We start from the raw sequence: 20,252 nt of genomic DNA on the forward strand, positions 1-20,252 counted from the left end.
AGGCCGGTGCCTTCGCCCTGACACTGTGCCTCTGCCCTGAGACTGTGCCTTCGCCCTGGCACCGCGGCAGCCCGGGCGCGCGCAGGTAGAATTGGGCTGTGCCTGTCTACCTCGATCACGCCGCCACCACCACCCTCGCCCCGGAAGCGCTGGCCGCGCTGACGCGCGAACTGGCCCGGACCGGCAACCCGTCCTCGCTGCATGGATCGGGCCGCCGTGCCCGGCGCTCCGTGGAGGACGCGCGGGAAGTACTCGCGGCGGCCGCCGGCGCCCATCCCTCGGAGGTCATCTTCACCTCCGGCGGGACCGAGGCGGACAACCTGGCGGTCAAGGGCCTGTACTGGGCCCGCCGGGCCGAGGACCCGGCGCGGACCCGCATCCTCTGTTCCGCCGTCGAACACCACGCGGTGCTGGACACCGTCGAATGGCTCGAACGGCATGAAGGCGCTGACGTGTGCTGGCTCCCCGTGGATGAGGCGGGCGTCGTGGACCTGGCCGTGCTCGAAGCCGAGCTGTCCCGGGATCCGGGCTCGATCGCACTGGTGAGCGTCATGTGGGCCAACAACGAGGTCGGCACCATCCAGCCCGTCGCCCGGGTTGTGGAACTGGCACACGCCGCCGGCGTACCCGTCCACTCCGACGCCGTCCAGGCCTTCGGCTCCCTGCCCGTTGACTTCCGCGGGACGGGCCTGGACGCCATGTCCGTCTCCGGGCACAAGATCGGCGGACCGGTCGGCGTGGGCGCGCTGATCCTGGGCCGGGCGGTGAAGCTGACCCCGGTCCAGCACGGCGGCGGGCAGGAACGCGACGTCCGCTCCGGGACGCTGGACACCGCCTCGATCGCCGCGTTTGCCGCGGCCGCCGAAGCCGTTGCCGCGAAACTCCCCGAGGAAGCCGCCAGGATCGCGGCCCTTCGGGACCGGCTGATTGAGGGGGTCCGTGCGGCCGTCCCCGAAGCCGTCCTGCGGGGCGCCCCGGGCCCCGGGCGGTTGCCGGGCAATGCGCATTTCACGTTCCCCGGCTGCGAAGGGGACTCGCTGCTGTTCCTGCTGGACCTCGCCGGCGTCGAATCCTCCACTGGCTCCGCCTGCACCGCCGGTGTTCCGAGGCCCTCCCATGTGCTGCTGGCGATGGGCCTGGACGAGGACACGGCGAGGGGGGCGCAGCGATTTACGCTCGGGCATTCCTCAACCGACGCCGACGTCGATGCCCTGCTCGCGGCGTTGCCGGGCGCCTACGCGCGGGGCCGCCAGGCCGGCATGGCCGGGCATGAGTCCAGCATCCAGACCGCCGGAACGGTCGCGCGCGAGGCCGCCCGTCGAGCCCCCGCAGGGAGCTAATCCAGGAGCTGATCCAGGAGCTAATCCAGGAGCTGATCCAGGGGTACCGAGGAGTCGGCAAGCAGGTCCGGGCTCACGGCGGTGCGGGCGTTGATGAGCGCCTTGATCGCCTTCTGCGGCTTGGCGGCGCGGGGCCAGTTGACATTCATTCCGGCGATCACCTGGCCCTCGCGCTGCCAGAAGGCAATGAACTCCTTGTCCGCAAGCGAGCCGCGGATGACCGGCGGCCCGGCAACGAGCGTCGGGAAGCCCGAGTACTCCATGCTGACGTCGTACTGGTCCGTGTAGAAGTACGGGATGGTCTCCAGCTTGGCGTCGAGGCCGAGCATCGCCTTGGCTGCCACCTTGCCGCCATTCAGGGCATTGGACCAGTGCTCGCTGCGGTGGTGTTCCCCGGTGAACGGGTGCAGGGCGTTGGCGACGTCGCCTGCGGCGAAGATCCCGGGCGCCGAGGTCCGCAGCGACGCGTCGGTGAGGATGCCGTTGCGGATCCCGAGCCCGGCCGCCTCGGCCAACCCGACCTCCGGCACAACGCCGACGGCGATGACCACGAGGTCGGCGGGCAGGACTTCGCCCGAGTCGGTGACCACTGCCGTCGCCCGACCAAACCACCCCTGAATCTCGGCAGCGGACGCCGGAAGCCTGAACCGTACCCCGTGGGCCTCGTGCAGCCCGCGGAAGAAACCGCCCAGGTCCGGGCCAATCGCCGCGCCCAGCGGCACGTCCTCCAGCCCCATCAGGGTGACGGTGTTTCCAAAGGTGCTGGCGGCAGCGGCCAGTTCCATCCCGATCCAGCCGGACCCGACCATGACCACGTGCAAACCGCCGCCGGCAAGGCGGGCGTGCAGGCGCCGGCTGTCCTCGACCGTCCGGAACGTGCTGACGCCCTCGAGACCGCTGCCGGGCAGCGGGATGGTCCTGGGCCGCGCTCCCGTGGCAAGCAGGAGCGAGCCGTACTCCAGCCGCCGCCCGTCATCCAGAACCACAGCCCGGGCAGCCGGGTCCAGCGCCGTGACCTGGACGCCGAGCCGGAGGTCGACGTCGTTCGCGTCGTACCAGTCCTCGGGCACCACAGGCAGGGCGTCGTCGCCGGCCTTGCCCAGCAGGTACTCCTTGGACAGCGGCGGGCGCAGGTACGGCTGGTGGGACTCGGCGGCCACCAGCACCACCGGACCGCTGAAGCCCTCCGCCCGCAATGTTTTGGCGGCGGTGGCGCCGGCCAGCCCGCCGCCCACGATCACGATGTTCCCGACAGCCATGTCCGCTCGATTCCCGCGTCGGCGCGCTTCCGTTTTCTAAAACCGCTTGTCCTGACGCTAGAAGGGGGAGGCGATCCCGTCAAGGCCTTTTGGGGAGGATTCGGCGTGGCGATAGAATGGCGGGGCAGGCATTGTGCTATTTCCGGGGGCCAGCAGTAGCACTGCGGTTCAACCCAGCAGTGAAAGCCCGGCAGTAGCCCAGCACTAAAAGCCCAGCAGCACCGCAGCTGCGAACAGCAGCCCCGGAGCCTGTGACCCCCCGAACCCTAGAGAAAGCCAGTATGCGAGTTCTTGCAGCCATGAGTGGCGGCGTCGATTCCGCCGTTGCCGCCGCCCGCGCCGTCGAGGCGGGGCACGACGTCGTCGGCGTCCACCTCGCGCTGTCCCGGATGCCGGGCACCCTGCGAACCGGCAGCCGCGGCTGCTGCACCATCGAGGACTCCCGCGACGCCTGGCGTGCGTGCGACATCCTCGGGATCCCTTACTACGTCTGGGACTTTTCCGAACGGTTCAAGGAAGATGTCGTCCAGGACTTCATCGATGAGTACGCCGCAGGCCGCACCCCCAATCCCTGCATGCGCTGCAACGAGCGGATCAAATTCGCCGCCCTGCTGGAGAAGGCCATCGCCCTGGGCTTCGATGCCGTATGCACCGGCCACTACGCGAAGGTCATCACGGACGCCGACGGCAACCCCGAACTGCACCGCGCTGCGGACTGGGCCAAGGACCAGAGCTATGTGCTGGGGGTGCTGACCCACGAACAGCTCAAGCACTCGATGTTCCCGCTGGCCGAGACGCCGTCCAAGGCCGAGGTCCGCGCGGAGGCGGAGCGCCGCGGCCTCTCCGTGGCGAACAAGCCGGACAGCCACGACATCTGTTTCATTCCCGACGGCGACACCGCCGGCTGGCTCGCCGAGAAGATTGAAATGACCACGGGGGACATCGTGGACGAATCCGGCGCCAAGGTCGGCGAGCACCCGGGCGCCAACGCTTTCACCGTGGGCCAGCGCCGCGGGCTGAAGCTCGGCACCCCGGCCGCGGACGGCAAGCCGAGGTTCGTGCTGGAGATCCGGCCCAAGGAGAACAAGGTGGTGGTGGGCCCGGAGGCCCTGCTCGCCATCGACGAAATCCGAGGCATCAAGGTCTCCTGGGCGGGGCTGCCCATCGCCGAGGTGGCGAGCCGCGAAGAGTTTGACTGCTACGCCCAGGTCCGCGCCCACGGCGACCCCGTCCCTGCCCGCGCGCATATGGCGGACGACGAGCTTGTGGTCACGCTCACCGAGCCGCTGCGCGGCGTGGCCCCCGGCCAGACGGTGGTGCTCTACCAGGGCAGCCGCGTGCTCGGCCAGGCCACGATCGATGCCGCGCGCTCGCTGCAGCGGGCCGCGCTCTAGCTGCCCGCCCCACCGACTCCAGCGAAGGGTCCCGCCAGTTGGCGGGGCCCTTCGTCGTCTGTACCCTCCGTCGTCGTCCGACTACCCGGCCGTCCAAGGCGCCCGGATGCGCAGGGACCCTGCCGAAGATCCGGGCGGAATCCTGAAGAAAATGAGAGAAACCTTCGAATCGTGTAAATTTTGTGTCTCAACTCACAAAATGCAACGTTTCACCGAATGATCGTCTGGTTGAATCTAGGAATCAGCAAAGCGTGCCGCCCGACGAGGCAGTCGTTTCACTTCGGGCTGCGCTAGAACGCATCGAACAGAAAGTTCACAGATGGCAATGAACAAAAAGGCCTGGCACAGCGTCATCGCGCTGGCCGGGGTTTCCGCCTTTGCACTGACGGCCTGCACAGGGCCGACCGGGGGCGCTGGCGGGTCATCAGCCGCAGCAAGCGGTCCGATCGCCTACGGCACCACGGACAAGGTCACTGCCTTGGATCCGGCGGGAGCGTATGACAACGGTTCGTTCATGGTGATGAACCAGATCTACTCCTTCCTCCTCAACTCGAAGCCCGGCAGCGCAGATCCCGTGCCCGACCTGGCAGAGTCCGCGTCCTTCACCTCGCCGAACGAGTACACGGTCAAGCTCAAGCCGGGCCTCAAGTGGGCCAACGGCCACACGCTCGACTCCAAGGACGTCAAGTTCTCCTTCGACCGGCAGACCAAGATCAACGATCCCGCCGGTCCCGCAAGCCTGCTGACCAACATCGAAAGCATCACCGCCCCCGATGCCAACACCGTGGTCTTCAAGCTGAAGCAGGCGAACGACCAGACCTTCGCCCAGATCCTCAGCAGCCCCGCCGCGCCGATCGTAGACGATGAAGTCTTCCCGGCCGACAAACTGCTTGACGACGACTCGATCGTCAAGGCCAAGGCGTTCTACGGCCAGTACGTGATCGACACGTACAAGAAGAACGAGCTGGTCAGCTTCAAGGCATTCCCGGACTACCAGGGGGTCCTCGGCAAGCCGGCCAACGACGCCGCCACGATCAAGTACTACGCCGACCCCACCAACATGAAGCTGGACATCCAGCAGGGCAACATCGACGTCGCGAACCGCAGCCTGAGCGCCACCGACGTCGATGACCTCAAGAAGGACTCCAAGGTCAAGGTCAACGTTGGCCCCGGCGGCGAAATCCGCTACATCACGTTCAACTTCGACACGATGCCGTTCGGTGCCAAGGCTGCCGACGCCGATCCGGCCAAGGCGCTCGCCGTCCGCCAGGCCATCGCGAACCTCGTTGACCGCCAGTCCATCGCGGACCAGGTCTACAAGGGCACCTACCTGCCGCTGTACTCCAACGTTCCCAACGGCTTCCTGGGCGCCAACGAATCGTTCAAGGACGCCTACGGCGACGCCGGCAAGCCGAGCCTGGACAAGGCCAAGAAGGTCCTCGCCGACGCCGGTGTGACGACCCCCGTCTCGATGAACCTTCAGTACAACCCGGACCACTACGGCAAGTCCTCCGGCGATGAGTACGCCATGATCAAGGACCAGCTGGAGAAGTCCGGTTTGTTCAAGGTCAACCTGCAGTCCACGGAATGGGTCACCTACAGCAAGGCCAGCCGCGCCGACGAATACCCGCTGTTCCAGTTTGGCTGGTTCCCCGACTTCAGTGACGCCGACAACTACCTGACCCCGTTCTTCCCGGAGGGCGGCTTCCTGAAGAACCACTACAACAACCCCACCGTCAACGACCTGATCAGCAAGCAGCTCACCACCGTCGATAAGACTGAACGCGAGTCCACGATCAAGGATGCGCAGAATGCCCTCGCCAAGGACATCTCCACGCTTCCGTTGCTCCAGGGCGCGCAGGTTGCCATTTCCGGCAGCGGTGTCAAGGGTGTCGATTCCACCCTCGATGCCTCCTTCAAGTTCCGTTTGGGAACTCTTTCCAAGTAAGGCTGCAGCCCTGCTGTCCTGACCAGCCTGCGAGGCGGGGCGCCCTCGAGGCGCCCCGCCTTTGCTGGTCATTGCCGCATCCTGCAGTTCACGCCGGCCCGCCCAAGGCCGCGACAGCACAATCTTAGGTACCAATGACAACATTGACTGAGGCGCCGCTAAACGACGCCGACGGACTTCTTCCGTCCAAGAAAAAATCCTCGGGTGGGGGCTTGGGGACCTACATCCTGATCCGGTTCTTCCTGATCATTCCGACCATTTTCATTCTGGTGACTTTGGTCTTCTTCCTGATGCGGGTCATCGGCGACCCCATCACCGCAGCCCAGGGCGGCAGGCTTCCGCCGGAGGCGCTCGCGCAGCGCATCCACGACGCCGGCTACGACCGCCCGATCCTCGTGCAGTACCTCGAATACGTTGGCCAGGTGGCGACCGGCAACTTCGGCACCACCATCACCGACCGCCGCCCTGTGGTCGAAATGATCATCACGTTTGGCACGGCAACCCTGGAACTGGCCATCAATGCCCTCATCGTGGCGCTGGTGGTCGGCATCCCGCTCGGCCTGATCGCCGCCTACCGGCGCGACAAGGCCCCGGACGCCTTCCTGCGGTTCTTCGCCATCCTCTGCTACGCGACCCCGGTGTTCTTCGCCGGCCTGCTGATGAAGCTGGCCTTCTCCGTCTGGCTGGGCTGGCTGCCCGTCGCAGGACGGGCCTCCACCAGGACCGAGCTGGCCATGGGAAGCCTGGCCGCACCGACCGGGATCTACTGGCTGGATGCCTTGCGCAGCGGCAACATGGCCGCGTTCGGCGATGTCGCGGCCCATTCAGTCCTCCCCGCACTCACCCTGGGGCTCTTGACGGCAGGGGTCTTCCTGCGGCTGGTCCGCACCAACGTCATCGGCACGCTCGGCAAGGATTACGTCGAGGCCGGCAGGTCCCGTGGCGTCAGTAATTACCGGCTCGTGACCAAGCATGCCTACAAGCCTGCCCTCATCCCGATCATCACTGTCATGGGGCTCCAGATTGCCCTCCTGCTCGGCGGCGCCGTCCTCACGGAGTCCACCTTCGAGTGGAAGGGCCTCGGCTACCAGCTGGTGCAATACCTGAACGCCCGCGACTTCGTCGCCGTCCAGGGAATCGTCGTGATGCTGGCGGTCATCGTTGCCGTCACGAACTTCATCGTGGACGTCGTCGCAGCCCTGATCGACCCGCGAGTGAGGTACTAGCCATGAATGCAACCAAAGTAAGCGGGCGCAAGCAGCCCCTCATCTACCGGCTGCCGGTGATCTCGCATTTCCGCTCGAGCGTCGGGCTGCAACGCGGCATGCTCGTCACGGGCATGGTGCTGGCCGCCGTCTTCCTGCTCGTCGCCGTGTTTGCGCCGTGGATCGCGCCCTACGGGTTTGCCCAGCTCAGCGACGCCGCCGGTCCCTTCCCGACACAGCAGCCCCCCAGCCCGGCCCACATCTGGGGCACCACGGTTGGTGGCTATGACGTCTATTCCCGGGTGCTCTGGGGTGCCCAGACGGCCGCCGTGGTGATCATCGTGGCCGTCGCGATGTCGATCTTCCTCGGCGTAGCCCTCGGCCTCGTCAGCGGCTACTTCGGCGGCTGGCTGGACCGGGTGTTCGTGGTGATCGCCGATGCGATCTACGCTTTCCCGTCCCTGCTCCTGGCCATCGTGATGTCAATCGTCATCAGCCACGGCCAGTCCAGTTTCTGGGGAGGCATTGTTGCCTGCTCCATCTCCATCTCGGTGGTGTTCGTCCCGCAGTACTTCCGCGTCATCCGGGCCGAGACCATCCGGCTAAAGGCGGAGCCGTACGTCGAATCGGCCAAGGTGGTGGGTGCCTCCAGCATCCGCATCATGGGCCGGCACATCTTCAAGAACGCAACCCGCACGCTGCCCTTGATTTTCACGCTGAACGCGTCCGAGGCCATCCTGACCCTGGCGGGCCTCGGCTTCCTGGGCTTCGGCATCGAACCGACCTCCGCCGCCGAGTGGGGCTATGACCTGAACAAGGCCATTGCAGATGCCTCCTCGGGCATCTGGTGGACCGGTGTCTACCCCGGTACAGCGATCGTCCTGACCGTGCTTGGGCTGACCCTCGTCGGTGAGAGCATCAACGACCTCAACGATCCCCGCCTGCGGGGCCGCAAGAAGGCTGTGGCAGGCAAGGGTGGACCGGACTCAACCGCCGGCACCCAGGCTGCACTCGAAGCAGAATCGAGAGTTCTATGACCATCAACATCGACAAACCCGGCGCAGGCACAGGCCCGGTCCTTGACATCGACCGGCTCAAAGTCACCTTCGCCACCGACGCCGGGGATGTGTATGCCGTCAAGGACGTCAGCCTCACTGTCAACCCCGGCGAGGTCGTGGCCATCGTTGGCGAATCGGGATCCGGCAAGACTGTGACGGCCAAGACCATCCTGGGACTGCTGCCGGAGACGGCCATCAGCCAGGGCGCGGTCCTGATCAACGGCAACAACGTCATCAGCGTCAGCGAGGCGAAACTGCGGGAGATCCGGGGCCGCGATGTGGCCATGGTGTTCCAGGAACCATCCACCGCACTTAACCCGGTCTTCACCGTGGGCTGGCAGATCGCCGAAGGAATCCGCGCACACGCCGGCTCTCGCGGCCGCAGCAAGGTCTCGGCCAAGGAAGCCAAAGCGCGGGCAATTGAAGCCCTCCGCAAAGTGGGCATCCCGGACCCGGAAACGCGGGTCAACTACTACCCGCACCAGTTCTCGGGCGGCCAGAAACAGCGCGTCGTGATTGCCGCAGCGCTGGCCCTGAACCCTGGCCTCATCGTGGCGGACGAGCCGACGACTGCCCTGGACGTCACCGTGCAGGCCGAGATCCTTGAACTGCTGCGGGACCTGCGCGACAACTACGGAACGTCCATCGTGCTGATTACGCACAATATGGGCGTTGTCGCCGACCTCGCCGACCGCGTCGTGGTCATGTACCAGGGCGACGTTGTGGAGGAGGCATCCTCACGGGTGCTCTTCGCCCAGCCCAGGGAGGACTACACCAAGAAGCTCCTCGCCGCCGTCCCGCACCTGGGCCGCAACTCCGCCTCGGAAGGCATGGTCGAACGCGCCCACCAGGGCGGCAAAGTGCTGGTCGAGGCCAAGAACCTGACCATCGAGTACCCGGGGCGGCTCGGCAGCCCGGCGTTCAAGGCCGTCGACGGCGTCAGCTTCACCGTGTCCGAAGGCGAAGTCTTCGGCCTCGTGGGGGAGTCCGGCTCCGGCAAAACCACCATCGGCCGGGCAATCGCCGGACTCAACCGGACCACGGGCGGCAGCCTGAATGTGCTGGGCTACGAGATGCTGAACTTCAAGGAGCGCACCTTCAAGCCGCTCCGCAAGGAGATCGGCTTCGTTTTCCAGGACCCGGCGGCCTCGTTCAACCCGCAGCTGACCATCGGCGATTGCGTGGCGGAACCGCTGATCATCCACTCCAACCCGACCGCGGCCGAGGCACGCAAGAAGGTCGGGGAGCTGCTCGAGTCCGTGCAGCTGCCGGCGTCGTACGCTGACCGGTTCCCGCACGAACTCTCCGGCGGGCAGCGCCAGCGCGCCTCCCTGGCGCGGGCGCTCATCCTGAACCCGAAGCTGCTCATCGCCGACGAGCCGACCTCGGCCCTGGACGTGTCCGTGCAGGCCGTCGTGCTGGAGCTGTTCAAGGAGATCCAGCAGGAGTTCGGCTTCGCGTGCCTGTTCATCAGCCACGACCTCGCCGTGGTGGACATGCTCGCCCACTGGGTCGGCGTGCTCTACAAGGGCAAGATGGTGGAGCAGGGCCTCGGCAACCAGGTGATGGGCAACCCGCAGCACGACTACACGAAGAAACTCATCGCCTCCCTGCCTGTTCCGGACCCCGACGAACAGGCCAGGCGCCGCGAGGCGTTCAAGGCCGTGCTCCACAGCTAACTGCCGGAACCGGGCACCTGCCCGATCCGGCGCGGCCCGATCCTGCGCCGGCCAGGCTCCGGCAGGGCCACAGCCAAGGGGCATGCCCACCGTTCGCCACGAACGGTGGGCATGCCCCTTGGTGTCTCCGCAGGCGCCTGCAACGGTACTTAACAGCGGGAGGCATTGGCCGCCGAACCCCTAGACTGGGTCAATGACCGAGCAGAACCCCACTCTTCCCGAAACCGACTCCTACGACCCGGCGGCAAGCTCCCTGGCCGGTTCCGTGGATCCCGCGGTCATGGCGGAGCTGCTGTCGATCCGCTCCAGCATCGACAACATCGATGCCACCCTGGTCTTCCTCCTCGCCGAACGCTTCAAAGCCACCCAGAAGGTCGGCTTCCTCAAGGCCGCGCACCAACTTCCCGCCGGGGACCCGGGCCGTGAAACGGCGCAGATCGCCCGGCTGCGGCACCTCGCCGCCGAAGCCCACCTGGACCCGGCCTTCGCGGAGAAATTCCTGAACTTCATCATCGGCGAGGTCATCCGCCACCACGAGGCCATCGCCGAGGACCACCAGGCCGCCCAGGCCTCCGGCTCCGCGGACGCCGCCCGCGCCGCAGACGCCTAGCCATGGCAGTACCAGACGCGCCCGCACCGGGCCAAGTGACCGCGACCGCCCTTGGCCCCTGGCCGGGCGAGGACCCGGCCGAGGCCGCCCGCGTCATCCGCGGTGAACTGGGCAGCCCGCACCTGCCGTTCCTCGCCGAGCTTCCCGATCGCGGCGTCGGCTCCGATGCCCTGGGTCGGACCGCCTCTTTGCTCGTGGAACTCGCCGTCGACGTCCAGCCGCATGGATGGCGGTTCGTGGACCGGCCCGGCAAGGACCTGCAGCGGGCCAAGTCGGCCCTGTCCACCGACATCAACATCATGGCGGACGTGATCGGCGTCGAGGAAGTGCCGTCGGACGATATCAAGATCCAGCTGCGCGGGCCGCTCAGCCTTGCCGCCGGGCTGCACCTGCACAACGGCGAGCGGGCCCTGATCGACTACGGTGCCCGCCGGGACATCGCGGACTCGCTCGCAGCGGGCGTGGAAGGCTACCTCAAGCGGGTGGCGGCGGCTGCCCCCGGTGCCCGGATCGTCGTCCAGATCGACGAACCTGAAATTGCGTCGGTGCTGGCCGGCACCATTCCCACCGCCAGCGGTTACCGGACCCTGCGTTCGGTGCCGGGCCGGGAAGTGACCGAGTCCTGGCAATTGGTGATCGACGCGCTCCGGGCCGCGGGCGCCGTCGAAACCGTTGTGGCCGTCTCCGAGGTAGAGGCGCCGTTCGAGCGGATCCTGGCGGCAGGCGCGGATGGAATCGCTGTGCCGCTTCGGGCCCTGACCTCGCGCCAGTGGGAACAACTCGCGGGCGCGGTGGAGGCCGGCAAGCGGCTCTGGGCCGGCGCGCTGGACGTGGCTGATCCTGCCGCGTCACTGCCACGGGTCCGCGACGTCGTGGAAAACGTATGGCGCCCATGGCGGCAGCTGGGTCTGCCCGCGTCCACGCTGGGTGCGCTCCGGGTCACGCCGTCGGAGGGCCTGGCGCGGCACTCACCCGCCACTGCGGCGGCGGTCCTGACCCGGCTGACCCAGGTGGCGGACGGGCTCAACCAGCTCGCCCTCGGCTAGCGCGGCACCTTCGGCCGCCGGCGGCCCGGGGCGCAACCGTGCCCGCGGTGCCTCCGCTGTGCCCTGCTGGCCCTGGTCAGACCCTGCTTTCCCAGGCGTCCGGTCGGGCGTGCCCTGGCAGGTAGCCCGGCGCCGCAATACCGCCGGGGTAGGGCTCGAGCCGGTAGTCGAAATGGCCGGCGTAGACCAGCACCAGCCCGAGCTGGGGCTGGATCACCTTGACCTGGATCCGGTGCCTGCCGCCGTCCTGCGGCTCCCACCACTGCTCGGCGTAGGCCTTGGCGTCGAGGGCCGCCGGCAGCGGAATCCGGAGCGGTCCCACGAACAGCCGCGACGCCTCGGACACGCCGCGCAGCCGGCCCTCCGGCGTGACGCTGAGATTGAGGTCGGTGACGAGCCGCCGGTACCGGCCCACGTAGTCCACGAGCCCGGGCCCGAGCCCGCCGTTATCGCGCCCGCCGTCATCAAAGCTGGTCGTGTCCTGGAACAGCCGGGTGGTGCCCGGGAAGAAGATTTCCCGGCGGGCCGTCAGGCTGGACCTGCCGAACGGGTCCAGGTGGGCGTGGTTCTCGATCCGGAAGCGGACGCCCTCGCCGTACTCGGGGAAGAAGGCCTGCTCGCCGGTGGTGAGCCGCAGCAGGGGACGCAGCCAGGCCTGCCGGCAGCCGACGACGTCGAACACCCCCTCGCCGACGCCGTAGTGGCCGGATCCCGGTGCCAAAGCAAAGTATTCTTGAAGCTCCGGCTGCAGTCGGGCAAAGTCGCTGCCCAGGGCTCGCTGGTAGATCGGGGTGTTCACGGGTTCCTCCTGCGGTCCGGGCCGGTTCACTGGGCCTTTCCACAGCATGCAGGACAACGCGGCAATTGTCACAGCGTCCCGTGCATCGGCGCGGTTCTGGGCCGGTTCCGGCGGGCGTGGCAGGCCCGGTTGCACCATGCCGGCGGGCCGCCCGATACGACAAAGCCAATTCAATGGGGGAATATATAACTATGAAGGCACGCATTCTGGTAGTGGATGATGACGAGGCTCTGGCCGAGATGATCGGTATTGTGCTGCGCAATGACGGCTTCGAACCCGTCTTCTGCGCGGACGGCGCACAGGCGCTGGACGTGTTCCGCTCCTCCAAGCCGGACCTGGTCCTGCTCGACCTCATGCTGCCGGGGATGGACGGCATTGAAGTCTGCCGCCAGGTCCGTGCCGAGTCCGACGTCCCGATCGTGATGCTCACGGCCAAGGCGGATACCTCGGATGTGGTCCGCGGCCTTGAGTCCGGTGCCGATGACTATGTGCCCAAGCCGTTCAAGCCCGCCGAGCTCGTCGCCCGGGTCCGGGCCAGGCTCCGCCCTGGTGACCAGAAGGCACCGGAAACCCTGCGGATCGCCGATGTCACGATCGACGTGGCCGGCCACCTGGTCAGCCGCGGCAACGACCGGATCTCCTTGACGCCGCTGGAATTCGACCTCCTCGTCGCCCTGGCCCGCAAGCCGTGGCAGGTGTTCACGCGCGAACTGCTCCTGGAGCAGGTCTGGGGCTACCGGCACGCCGCCGACACCCGGCTGGTCAATGTCCATGTCCAGCGGTTGAGGTCCAAGATCGAACGCGACCCGGAAGCCCCCGAAGTTGTATTGACGGTCCGTGGTGTCGGCTATAAAGCAGGTTCCTGAGCCTGCGGACCGCAGTGTCCGGCAGTCCATAGCAACGGATACGGCGGCGCCGGCCGAGTCGTCCGCGCCGCCGTCGGCCGAGTTATCCGCGCCGCCGGCAGAGTCATCGGCGGCCTCATCGCCGGAGACGTCCATGCCCCGCGCGCCCGAAACGCCCCGCGGCGGCCCGGGCCCGTGGCGGCGTCTGGCCTTCCGGACCCGCTTGTGGGCCAAACGCGCGAGGATCGTTGGCGTCCGGGTCGCGCGGCTCGTCCGCACCGGGATGCAGCGCCTGTGGCCCGGCATCCTGTACCTGCTCCGGGCGGTACAGCGGAAGTGGCGGCGTTCGCTGCAGTTCCGGACGGTCCTGACCACGCTGATGCTGGCCATGGGCTCGTTCGCGGTGGTGGGCGCCTACCTGTCCAACCAGATCGCCAACAACCTGTTCCAGGAACGGCTCGCCCAGGCCGAATCGGAGACGCGCTACAACGTCAAGCAGGTCCAGGACACGTTCGACGGCGCCCAGGTCACCGACCAGTCCAGCGTCATCACCCTGGTCTATGACACCCTGAACGCGGTCGAAGGCCGCGGATCCGTGATCCAGCGGCGCTACGTCTTCGAGGCCATGCCGGAGCAGACCAAGCCGCGCAACCGTTGGGTTGAATCCCGGGCCTCGGACCAACTCACCATCGGCGTCATCCCCCCGGACCTGCGCAAGGCTGTGCAGGACTCGGGCAAGGACCAGTACTGGGCGTCCACCCAGTTCCCTGTAGGGACCGAAGACCGGCCCGGCATCGCCGTCGGCAACAAGGTGACCTTCAACGGCACCGTCTACGAGCTCTACCTCATCTATGACCTCAACACGGCGCAGAAGACCCTCGACGAGATCCAGAATGTCCTGCTGGCCGGCGGCGCGCTGCTGGTGCTCATGATCGGCGGCGTCGCCTGGTATGTGACCCGCAACGTGGTCAGCCCGGTCAGCCATGCCGCCGTCGTCTCCGAGAAGCTCGCCGCCGGCCAGCTGCAGGAGCGCATGGTGGTCAAAGGCGAGGACGAGGTTGCCCGCCTCGGCGCGTCGTTCAACCACATGGCCGCAAGCCTCCAGGAACAAATCACCCAGCTGGCCACGCTGTCCCAGATGCAGCAGCGGTTCGTCTCCGATGTCTCCCACGAGCTCCGCACCCCGCTCACCACGGTGCGCATGGCAGCCGAAGTCCTTTATGACGCCCGCGAGGACTTCGACCCCATCAACAAGCGCTCCGCGGAGCTGCTGTACAACCAGGTGGAACGCTTCCAGTCGCTCCTGGCGGACCTGCTGGAAATCTCCCGCTTTGACGCCGGCGCCGCCACCCTGGACGCCGAGCCCACCGACATCGTCCAGCTTGTCGCGCATGTCATCGAGGGGGTGGCGCCCGTCGCCGCCGAATACGGGTCCGCCGTCACCCTCAACGCCCCGGCCGGCAGCGTCATTGTCGACATGGACGACCGCAGGATCGACCGGATCCTGCGCAACCTGATCCTGAACGCCCTCGAACACGGCGAGGGCCGGCCGGTCAACGTTTCCGTGGCCGCCAGCGGCACCGCCGTGGCCGTGGCCGTACGGGATCACGGAATCGGCATGACCCCGGCTGAGGCGGCGCGCGTCTTCGACCGCTTCTGGCGCGCCGATCCGGCCCGGGCCCGCACCACGGGCGGCAGCGGGCTGGGACTGTCCATTGCCGCCGAGGACACCAAGCTCCACGACGGCTGGCTGCAGGCCTGGGGGAGCAAGGGAGAAGGGTCGAACTTCCGCCTGACCCTTCCCCTGCGCCGCGACGAGCCGATCACCAGGTCCCCGCTCCAGCTCGAACCGGTCAACGTCGGGCTCCCCGAGGCAGGCCGCCAGCGCACCGTGGTGTTGCTGGACCCGCTCCGGACCGCGGGCCGCGGGACCGGTGTTGAGGGTTCCTCGGACGGATTCGCAGACGGCTTCGATGACGACTTTTCTGACGACGGCGGCAGCGGTGCCGCCGGCGGGGCTATCCCGGACGGCGGCCCGGCCGGCCCCCGGGGGACCGGGACGGAGGGCAGGGCATGAGTGGGGTTTCGGGCAGGTTTACCCGCGTGGGGGCTGCGCTGCTGGCGCTCATCCTGCTTCTGTTGACCTCGTGCGCCCAGATTCCGCGCTCGGGGCCGGTGGGCAAGAGCACGGACGAGAGTGCGGGAAACCCTAACGCCCCGGTCTTCTTTCCGGCCGCGCCGCGTCCCGGCGCCGGACCCGAAGCGGTGATCGAAGACTTCTACCTCGCCGGCAGCGGCTACGAGGACGACTACGCCGTGGCCCGGCAGTACCTCACCCAGGGTTCGTCGGTGACGTGGAAGCCGGACCAGCGGGCGCTCGTGTTCCGCAAGGCCACGGTGGTGGCCACCGGCGTCGAAAATGTCTTCAACTACCAGCTCGACCTCGCCTATTCGGTGGACGCCGACGGCGTGGCCACGCAGCTTCCCGAGGGCACCACCGAAAACATACCCGTCACCGTGACCCAGGTGGACGGCGAATGGCGAATCTCCGATCTTCCTGACGGCACGGCCATTCCGGAAGAAACCTTCAAGGTCATTTACGGCGCGTTCCCGATCTACTTCTACGACCCCACGTTCACCTACGCAGTGCCCGACGTCCGGTGGTTCATCCGCAAGAAGACCGTCAAAGCCATGACGAGCGCGCTCCTGGGCGGACCCGCCCCCTACCTCAAGGGCGCCGTCGTCAGCGCGTTCCCTTCAGGCATCAAGCTGGCCCGCGAATCAGTGCCCGTGGTATCCGGCGCCGCGCAGGTGGATCTCACCGCCAAGGACCTGGTCGAGGCCTCCAACGAGGACCGGCTGCGGATGCAGACGCAGCTTGCCCTGACGTTCCGCAGCCAACCGGATGTGATCAACGTTGAGCTCCGGGCCAACCAGGACCTGGTGCGCGTCGAGGACAACGGCACGGTCCTGCCTCCAGTCCAGGACGAAAGCGTCCCCGCTTACCAGATCGCCGTCAGCAACAATGACCTGGTCCGGTACGAAAACAACAGGATTTCACCGCTCCCGGACGTCCGGTCCGTTTCAGCCCTCTCACCCCGGGCGCCTGCGGAGTCCACCGAGTCGCAGGCGGCCGCGTTCCTCAACGCCGCCCGCACCACGCTGTACTCGATCGTTCCGGGCCAGCCCGCCAGGGCGCTGACCACGCGGGCCGCGCTGTCCCGGCCTTCGTTCGGCCGCTATGACTGGGTCTGGACTGCCGGGCCGGGTGCCGGCGGCGCCACCGAGGTAGTGGCCTACCGGCCGGTCGGTGTGGCGGAGAACGCCAGCGTACCCACCGTGACCCTGTCGCCGGGATGGCTCGCGGGCCGGACGGTGAAGGAATTCCGGATTTCCCGGGACGGCACGCGGGCCCTCGTCATTTCGCAGCAGAACGGCAAGAGCAAGGTCCAGATCACCGGGATCATCCGGAACGCGGACGGCACCCCGAGGGACCTGACCGTGCCCCTGACGCTCCTGACCCCCCGGGATCCGGACCAAGGGGTCTGGGTGGATGACACCACAGTCGCGGTCATGAAGGCCTCCGCCAGCGATGCCGTCACCCCCGAGCTGTTGTCGCTGACCTCGGCACAGCCGCAGCAGCTGGCGCCGTGGCCCGGGCTGACGGCCCTCAGCGCGGGCAACGGACCGGCCGAGATCTACGGCCAGTCCGCGGAAGGGATCTTCCAGCGGCTGGGCAACGGCTGGTCACCGCAGCTCAAGGGCCCCATCGACCCCTCGTTCCCCGGCTGACCGGCGTCCCCTCTTTCCCCGGCTGACCGGCGCCCTCGGACGACGGCGACGACGACGGCGGTGCCGCCGTCACCCGGATCCGGTGAAGGTTCCGCGAAGGTTCCGGCCGGGGTGTTGTCCACATAGCGGCCCGCCGGGCTACTACGGGGGGCGCACCCGGTCCAGGATCGGAGGATGGGCAGCCACACCACCCGGGTCCCGGCAGCGGACCCTGATCTTGCCCCGGCCGCGGCCAGGGCGGCGCGACACCGCGGGAGCTACGCGCGTCCGCTGGCGAGGCTGGGCGACCGGACAGCCGAAGCGGCGGCTGAGGTGCTCGCCCTGGCCATTCCAGTGGACTGCGTCTGCTGCGGGGCGGAGGACTCGGCACTCTGCGGCGCGTGCTCCCGTAAGCTGCGCCTGCTGACGCTCCGGCCGTTCCGGGCAGAGGCCCAGGCTCCGGCCCTGATGGACATGGACGGCTCCGTGCTGCTGCCCGTGGTGGCGGCCGGGCCATACCGGGCCGAGCTGGCGCAGTGCCTGCTGTCCTTCAAAAGCCACGGGCAGGCCCGGCTGGGCGCCGAGCTGGCCCGGGGACTGGCGCGCGCCCTCCACGCCGCGTCCGGGCCCGGGCAGGGACTCGTCCTCGTCCCCGTGCCCACGAGCGCCGCCGCTTACCGCAGGCGGGGCTTCAGCCCCGTCCATATCCTGCTCCGCCGGCTCGTCCGCGGGGACGAAATCCCAGGGTTCACCGTCGCGGACGCGCTGCGGAAATCCGTGCCGCCCGCGCGGAACACGAAACCGCCGGCTTTGCCCCTGTGGGGCCGGTTGCGGGACGGCCCCACAGGGGCCGGCTCCCTGTCCGGCGGACAGAAGGGATTGGGCCGGGGTGAGCGCGCCCGGCGCGTGCGCGGTTCCATGCGGGCCAGGTCCGGTCCGTGGCCTGCGCGAGTCGAAGGACGTGTCTGCATCATCGTCGATGACGTGCTGACCACCGGCGCCACCCTGGCGGAGGCGGCCCGTGCGCTCCGGGCCGCGGGGGCCATTGTCAGCGGCGCCGTCGTGCTGGCCGCGACACGCCCGCCGGCCGCCGCCGATGTCGGCGCCGCCATCCCCGCGGCGGCGCGGATGATCGGTGGGAGCTAAAAAAATAAACCGTAAAAGGATGAATAACAGGTGTCTATGAACTAACGTCGAAGATGGGTACCAAGAACAGATGTACCTGTCGATAGCGGCTCGGAAAGGGGCTCGACTGTCAGTCAGATCGGCCCCCGGGAAGTACCGCCGTCGTGTCACCGAAGTCATTTGGAGGGCACCATGGAGTTCATGATCAGCGGACGCAACTTGACGGTCTCAGACCGGTTCCGCGAATATGCCGACGACAAGATCTCAAAGATCGCGTCGTTGGGAGACAAGGTCCAGAGGGTAGACGCGAAGGTCACCAAAGAGACCAAAGCCCGCCAGACCGCCGAATCGCTCACGGTTGAGCTGACAGTCCTGGGACGCGGCCCAGTAATCCGCGCAGAAGCGAGTGCCGCCGACAAGTTCGCTGCGTTCGATCTCGCTTACAACAAGCTTCTTGAACGCCTGCGCAGGGCCAGGGACCGCAGAAAGGTCCACCACGGCCGGCATACCCCGAAGTCAGTCACCGAGGCGACGGCAGCCCTGGAGCCGGCCAGCCCCAGCGAACCCCTCTATGTGGAGGCGGCGCAGCAGCAGGAGACCCAGGCGATGGCGGCAGAGAAGTCGCCGTATGAGGTCGAGAACGATATTCCGGCCGGCGACTCGCCTGTACTGATCCGCCGGAAGGTGTTCGCCGCGTCCCAGCTCACCCTCGATGACGCCGTCGACAACATGGAACTTGTGGGTCACGACTTCTATCTTTTCGTGGACAAGGAGACCAAGGCGCCGTCGGTCGTCTACCGCCGTGACGGCTGGACCTACGGGGTCATCTCCCTGGACCAGACGTGCGAGCCCGGACATTCGAGTCTGGAAGACAAAATCCTGGCCTACCGTTCAGAGGATGAGCCCGCCAGCGCATAAGCTGGTGCAGACTTTTCCGACGAAGGGACTAACGTGCAAGCATCGCTGAGCCTGGCACAGGCACGGCGGATCGCGTTGGCAGCCCAGGGACTGGAGAAGGAACGGCCCACCGGACCCGTGAGTGCACGGGCGGTGGGCCGTATCTTTGCCCGGCTGCACCTGGTTCAGATCGACTCCGTCAATGTGGTGTCCCGCAGCCACTTCCTGCCCTTCTTCTCGCGGCTCGGCAACTACGACCGCACCATCCTGTCGCGCATGGCGGGGACCCACCCGCGCCGGATGATGGAGTACTGGGCCCACGAAGCCTGCTTCATCCGCCCGGACCATTTCCACGATCTCGTGCAGTGGCAGAGCCGCAAATGGGTGGGCGCGCACGCGATGGACCCCGAACTGCGCAACGGGGTGGCGGCCAAGGTCCTGGAAACCCTGGCCGTCGGGAAGCCGCTGACCGCCGCCGAACTGACAGCCCGGCTCGGCCACGTGGAAGACCAGCAGCGGGACAACTGGGGCTGGAACTGGAACGCCGTCAAAAGGGTGCTGGAACATCTCTTCGAAGAGGGCCTTGTCTCCGCATCCTCGCGGACCGACTCCTTCGAACGGCGCTACACCCTCACCGCCCGGGTGCTCCCCGGACCGGGCAAGGAAGCGGTGGCACCCGAACCGGATGCGGCCGCGGCCATGGACCGGCTGATCGACGCCGCGGCCCAGGCCCACGGTATAGGGACGGTGCGATGCTTCGCCGACTACTTCCGGACACCGCAGAAGGACGCCGCCGTCGCCGTCCGGAACCTCGTGGACAGCGGCCGGCTGCAGCCGGTCACGGTATCCGGCTGGGACCGGCCCCTGTACCGCCACGTGGAGGCGAAACTGCCGCGCTCGGCCACCGGCCGGGCGCTCCTGAGCCCCTTCGACTCCCTCGTGTTCGAACGCCGGCGGCTCGAGGAGCTCTTCGGATTCCACTACCGGATCGAGATCTACACGCCCGAGCCGAAGCGGAAGTACGGCTACTACGTCCTGCCGTTCCTGCTCCGCGACGCGATCGTCGCACGGGTCGACCTCAAAGCGGACCGGGCCGGCGGGCGGCTCCTGGCCAGGGCCGCCCACGCCGAACCCGGCGCGCCGGAGGACACCGCCGTCGAACTCGCCGCGGAACTGCAGCTCATGGCAGAGTGGCTGGGACTGGACGACGTAGTTGTCTCGCCAATGGGGAACCTTGCGCCGGCGCTCGCCGAAGCCGTGGCTGCCCGGTAAACCG

At 67.6% G+C, this 20,252-nt stretch carries 16 protein-coding genes; 14 read left to right on the plus strand and 2 right to left on the minus strand.

Going from position 1 to position 20,252, the window contains the following annotated elements:
- Positions 1-98: 98 nt before the first annotated feature.
- Positions 99-1,340, plus strand: a complete 1,242-nt coding sequence (locus AC1DNG_RS11560) for a cysteine desulfurase family protein (protein ID WP_476887380.1) — start codon at positions 99-101, stop codon at positions 1,338-1,340.
- A 20-nt stretch (positions 1,341-1,360) separates the two neighbouring features.
- Here the strand turns inward: AC1DNG_RS11560 and AC1DNG_RS11565 are convergent, their stop codons facing one another.
- Positions 1,361-2,599, minus strand: coding sequence for an NAD(P)/FAD-dependent oxidoreductase (locus AC1DNG_RS11565; protein WP_476887381.1), 1,239 nt, complete (start codon positions 2,597-2,599; stop codon positions 1,361-1,363).
- A gap of 281 nt (positions 2,600-2,880) precedes the next feature.
- On the opposite strand from AC1DNG_RS11565, the gene mnmA reads away from it, so the two are divergent.
- From mnmA to AC1DNG_RS11600, 7 genes are all read left to right on the plus strand, one after another.
- Positions 2,881-3,993: a tRNA 2-thiouridine(34) synthase MnmA gene (mnmA, locus tag AC1DNG_RS11570; RefSeq protein WP_476848777.1), complete on the plus strand. Its 1,113-nt coding sequence runs from the start codon at positions 2,881-2,883 to the stop codon at positions 3,991-3,993.
- A gap of 319 nt (positions 3,994-4,312) precedes the next feature.
- Positions 4,313-5,941 (plus strand): ABC transporter substrate-binding protein, encoded by a 1,629-nt coding sequence (locus tag AC1DNG_RS11575; RefSeq protein ID WP_476856679.1) that lies wholly within the window; start codon positions 4,313-4,315, stop codon positions 5,939-5,941.
- 134 nt (positions 5,942-6,075) lie between these two features.
- A complete protein-coding gene (locus AC1DNG_RS11580) occupies positions 6,076-7,167 on the plus strand; it encodes an ABC transporter permease (RefSeq protein WP_476858887.1) in 1,092 nt (363 codons plus the stop codon).
- 2 nt (positions 7,168-7,169) lie between these two features.
- Positions 7,170-8,183, plus strand: coding sequence for an ABC transporter permease (locus AC1DNG_RS11585; RefSeq protein ID WP_476848779.1), 1,014 nt, complete (start codon positions 7,170-7,172; stop codon positions 8,181-8,183).
- Positions 8,180-9,883 (plus strand): ABC transporter ATP-binding protein, encoded by a 1,704-nt coding sequence (locus AC1DNG_RS11590; protein WP_476887382.1) that lies wholly within the window; start codon positions 8,180-8,182, stop codon positions 9,881-9,883. The genes AC1DNG_RS11585 and AC1DNG_RS11590 overlap by 4 nt, the downstream gene beginning before the upstream one ends.
- A gap of 193 nt (positions 9,884-10,076) precedes the next feature.
- Positions 10,077-10,493, plus strand: a complete 417-nt coding sequence (locus AC1DNG_RS11595; protein ID WP_230011813.1) for a chorismate mutase — start codon at positions 10,077-10,079, stop codon at positions 10,491-10,493.
- Positions 10,494-10,495: 2 nt separating this feature from the next.
- Positions 10,496-11,539 carry a uroporphyrinogen decarboxylase/cobalamine-independent methonine synthase family protein gene (locus AC1DNG_RS11600; RefSeq protein WP_476887383.1) on the plus strand — a complete coding sequence of 348 codons (1,044 nt, stop codon included), beginning with the start codon at positions 10,496-10,498 and terminating at the stop codon, positions 11,537-11,539.
- Positions 11,540-11,615: 76 nt separating this feature from the next.
- On the opposite strand, the gene AC1DNG_RS11605 is transcribed toward AC1DNG_RS11600, so the two are convergent.
- Positions 11,616-12,338 (minus strand): DUF4166 domain-containing protein, encoded by a 723-nt coding sequence (locus AC1DNG_RS11605; RefSeq protein ID WP_476858883.1) that lies wholly within the window; start codon positions 12,336-12,338, stop codon positions 11,616-11,618.
- A gap of 191 nt (positions 12,339-12,529) precedes the next feature.
- On the opposite strand from AC1DNG_RS11605, the gene mtrA reads away from it, so the two are divergent.
- The 6 genes from mtrA (at position 12,530) to AC1DNG_RS11635 (ending at position 20,248) form a co-directional block, all read left to right on the plus strand.
- Positions 12,530-13,204, plus strand: a complete 675-nt coding sequence (mtrA, locus tag AC1DNG_RS11610) for an MtrAB system response regulator MtrA (RefSeq protein WP_026538469.1) — start codon at positions 12,530-12,532, stop codon at positions 13,202-13,204.
- A gap of 133 nt (positions 13,205-13,337) precedes the next feature.
- On the plus strand, positions 13,338-15,260 hold the full coding sequence (gene mtrB, locus AC1DNG_RS11615; protein WP_476873213.1) for an MtrAB system histidine kinase MtrB: 1,923 nt from the start codon (positions 13,338-13,340) through the stop codon (positions 15,258-15,260).
- Entirely contained in the window at positions 15,257-16,975 is a 1,719-nt protein-coding gene (locus AC1DNG_RS11620) for an LpqB family beta-propeller domain-containing protein (protein WP_476873212.1), read from the plus strand. The genes mtrB and AC1DNG_RS11620 overlap by 4 nt, the downstream gene beginning before the upstream one ends.
- Positions 16,976-17,149: 174 nt before the next feature.
- Positions 17,150-18,100 carry a ComF family protein gene (locus AC1DNG_RS11625; protein ID WP_476887384.1) on the plus strand — a complete coding sequence of 317 codons (951 nt, stop codon included), beginning with the start codon at positions 17,150-17,152 and terminating at the stop codon, positions 18,098-18,100.
- A 171-nt stretch (positions 18,101-18,271) separates the two neighbouring features.
- Positions 18,272-18,997, plus strand: a complete 726-nt coding sequence (hpf, locus tag AC1DNG_RS11630; protein ID WP_476856684.1) for a ribosome hibernation-promoting factor, HPF/YfiA family — start codon at positions 18,272-18,274, stop codon at positions 18,995-18,997.
- A 33-nt stretch (positions 18,998-19,030) separates the two neighbouring features.
- The gene (locus AC1DNG_RS11635; protein ID WP_476887385.1) at positions 19,031-20,248 is read left to right on the plus strand and encodes a winged helix-turn-helix domain-containing protein; all 1,218 of its coding nucleotides are present in this window, start codon (positions 19,031-19,033) and stop codon (positions 20,246-20,248) included.
- Positions 20,249-20,252 lie beyond the last annotated feature (4 nt).

Source organism: Arthrobacter sp. 01T425, assembly GCF_056398725.1.

Bases quoted from the DNA above. Each gene is read 5' to 3' on its own strand.
- AC1DNG_RS11565 (WP_476887381.1), bottom strand. From the start codon at position 2,599: ATGGCTGTCGGGAACATCGTGATCGTGGGCGGCGGGCTGGCCGGCGCC.
- mnmA (WP_476848777.1), top strand. From the start codon at position 2,881: ATGCGAGTTCTTGCAGCCATGAGTGGCGGCGTCGATTCCGCCGTTGCC.
- AC1DNG_RS11575 (WP_476856679.1), top strand. From the start codon at position 4,313: ATGGCAATGAACAAAAAGGCCTGGCACAGCGTCATCGCGCTGGCCGGG.
- AC1DNG_RS11580 (WP_476858887.1), top strand. From the start codon at position 6,076: ATGACAACATTGACTGAGGCGCCGCTAAACGACGCCGACGGACTTCTT.
- AC1DNG_RS11585 (WP_476848779.1), top strand. From the start codon at position 7,170: ATGAATGCAACCAAAGTAAGCGGGCGCAAGCAGCCCCTCATCTACCGG.
- AC1DNG_RS11590 (WP_476887382.1), top strand. From the start codon at position 8,180: ATGACCATCAACATCGACAAACCCGGCGCAGGCACAGGCCCGGTCCTT.
- AC1DNG_RS11595 (WP_230011813.1), top strand. From the start codon at position 10,077: ATGACCGAGCAGAACCCCACTCTTCCCGAAACCGACTCCTACGACCCG.
- AC1DNG_RS11600 (WP_476887383.1), top strand. From the start codon at position 10,496: ATGGCAGTACCAGACGCGCCCGCACCGGGCCAAGTGACCGCGACCGCC.
- mtrA (WP_026538469.1), top strand. From the start codon at position 12,530: ATGAAGGCACGCATTCTGGTAGTGGATGATGACGAGGCTCTGGCCGAG.
- mtrB (WP_476873213.1), top strand. From the start codon at position 13,338: ATGCCCCGCGCGCCCGAAACGCCCCGCGGCGGCCCGGGCCCGTGGCGG.
- AC1DNG_RS11620 (WP_476873212.1), top strand. From the start codon at position 15,257: ATGAGTGGGGTTTCGGGCAGGTTTACCCGCGTGGGGGCTGCGCTGCTG.
- AC1DNG_RS11625 (WP_476887384.1), top strand. From the start codon at position 17,150: ATGGGCAGCCACACCACCCGGGTCCCGGCAGCGGACCCTGATCTTGCC.
- hpf (WP_476856684.1), top strand. From the start codon at position 18,272: ATGGAGTTCATGATCAGCGGACGCAACTTGACGGTCTCAGACCGGTTC.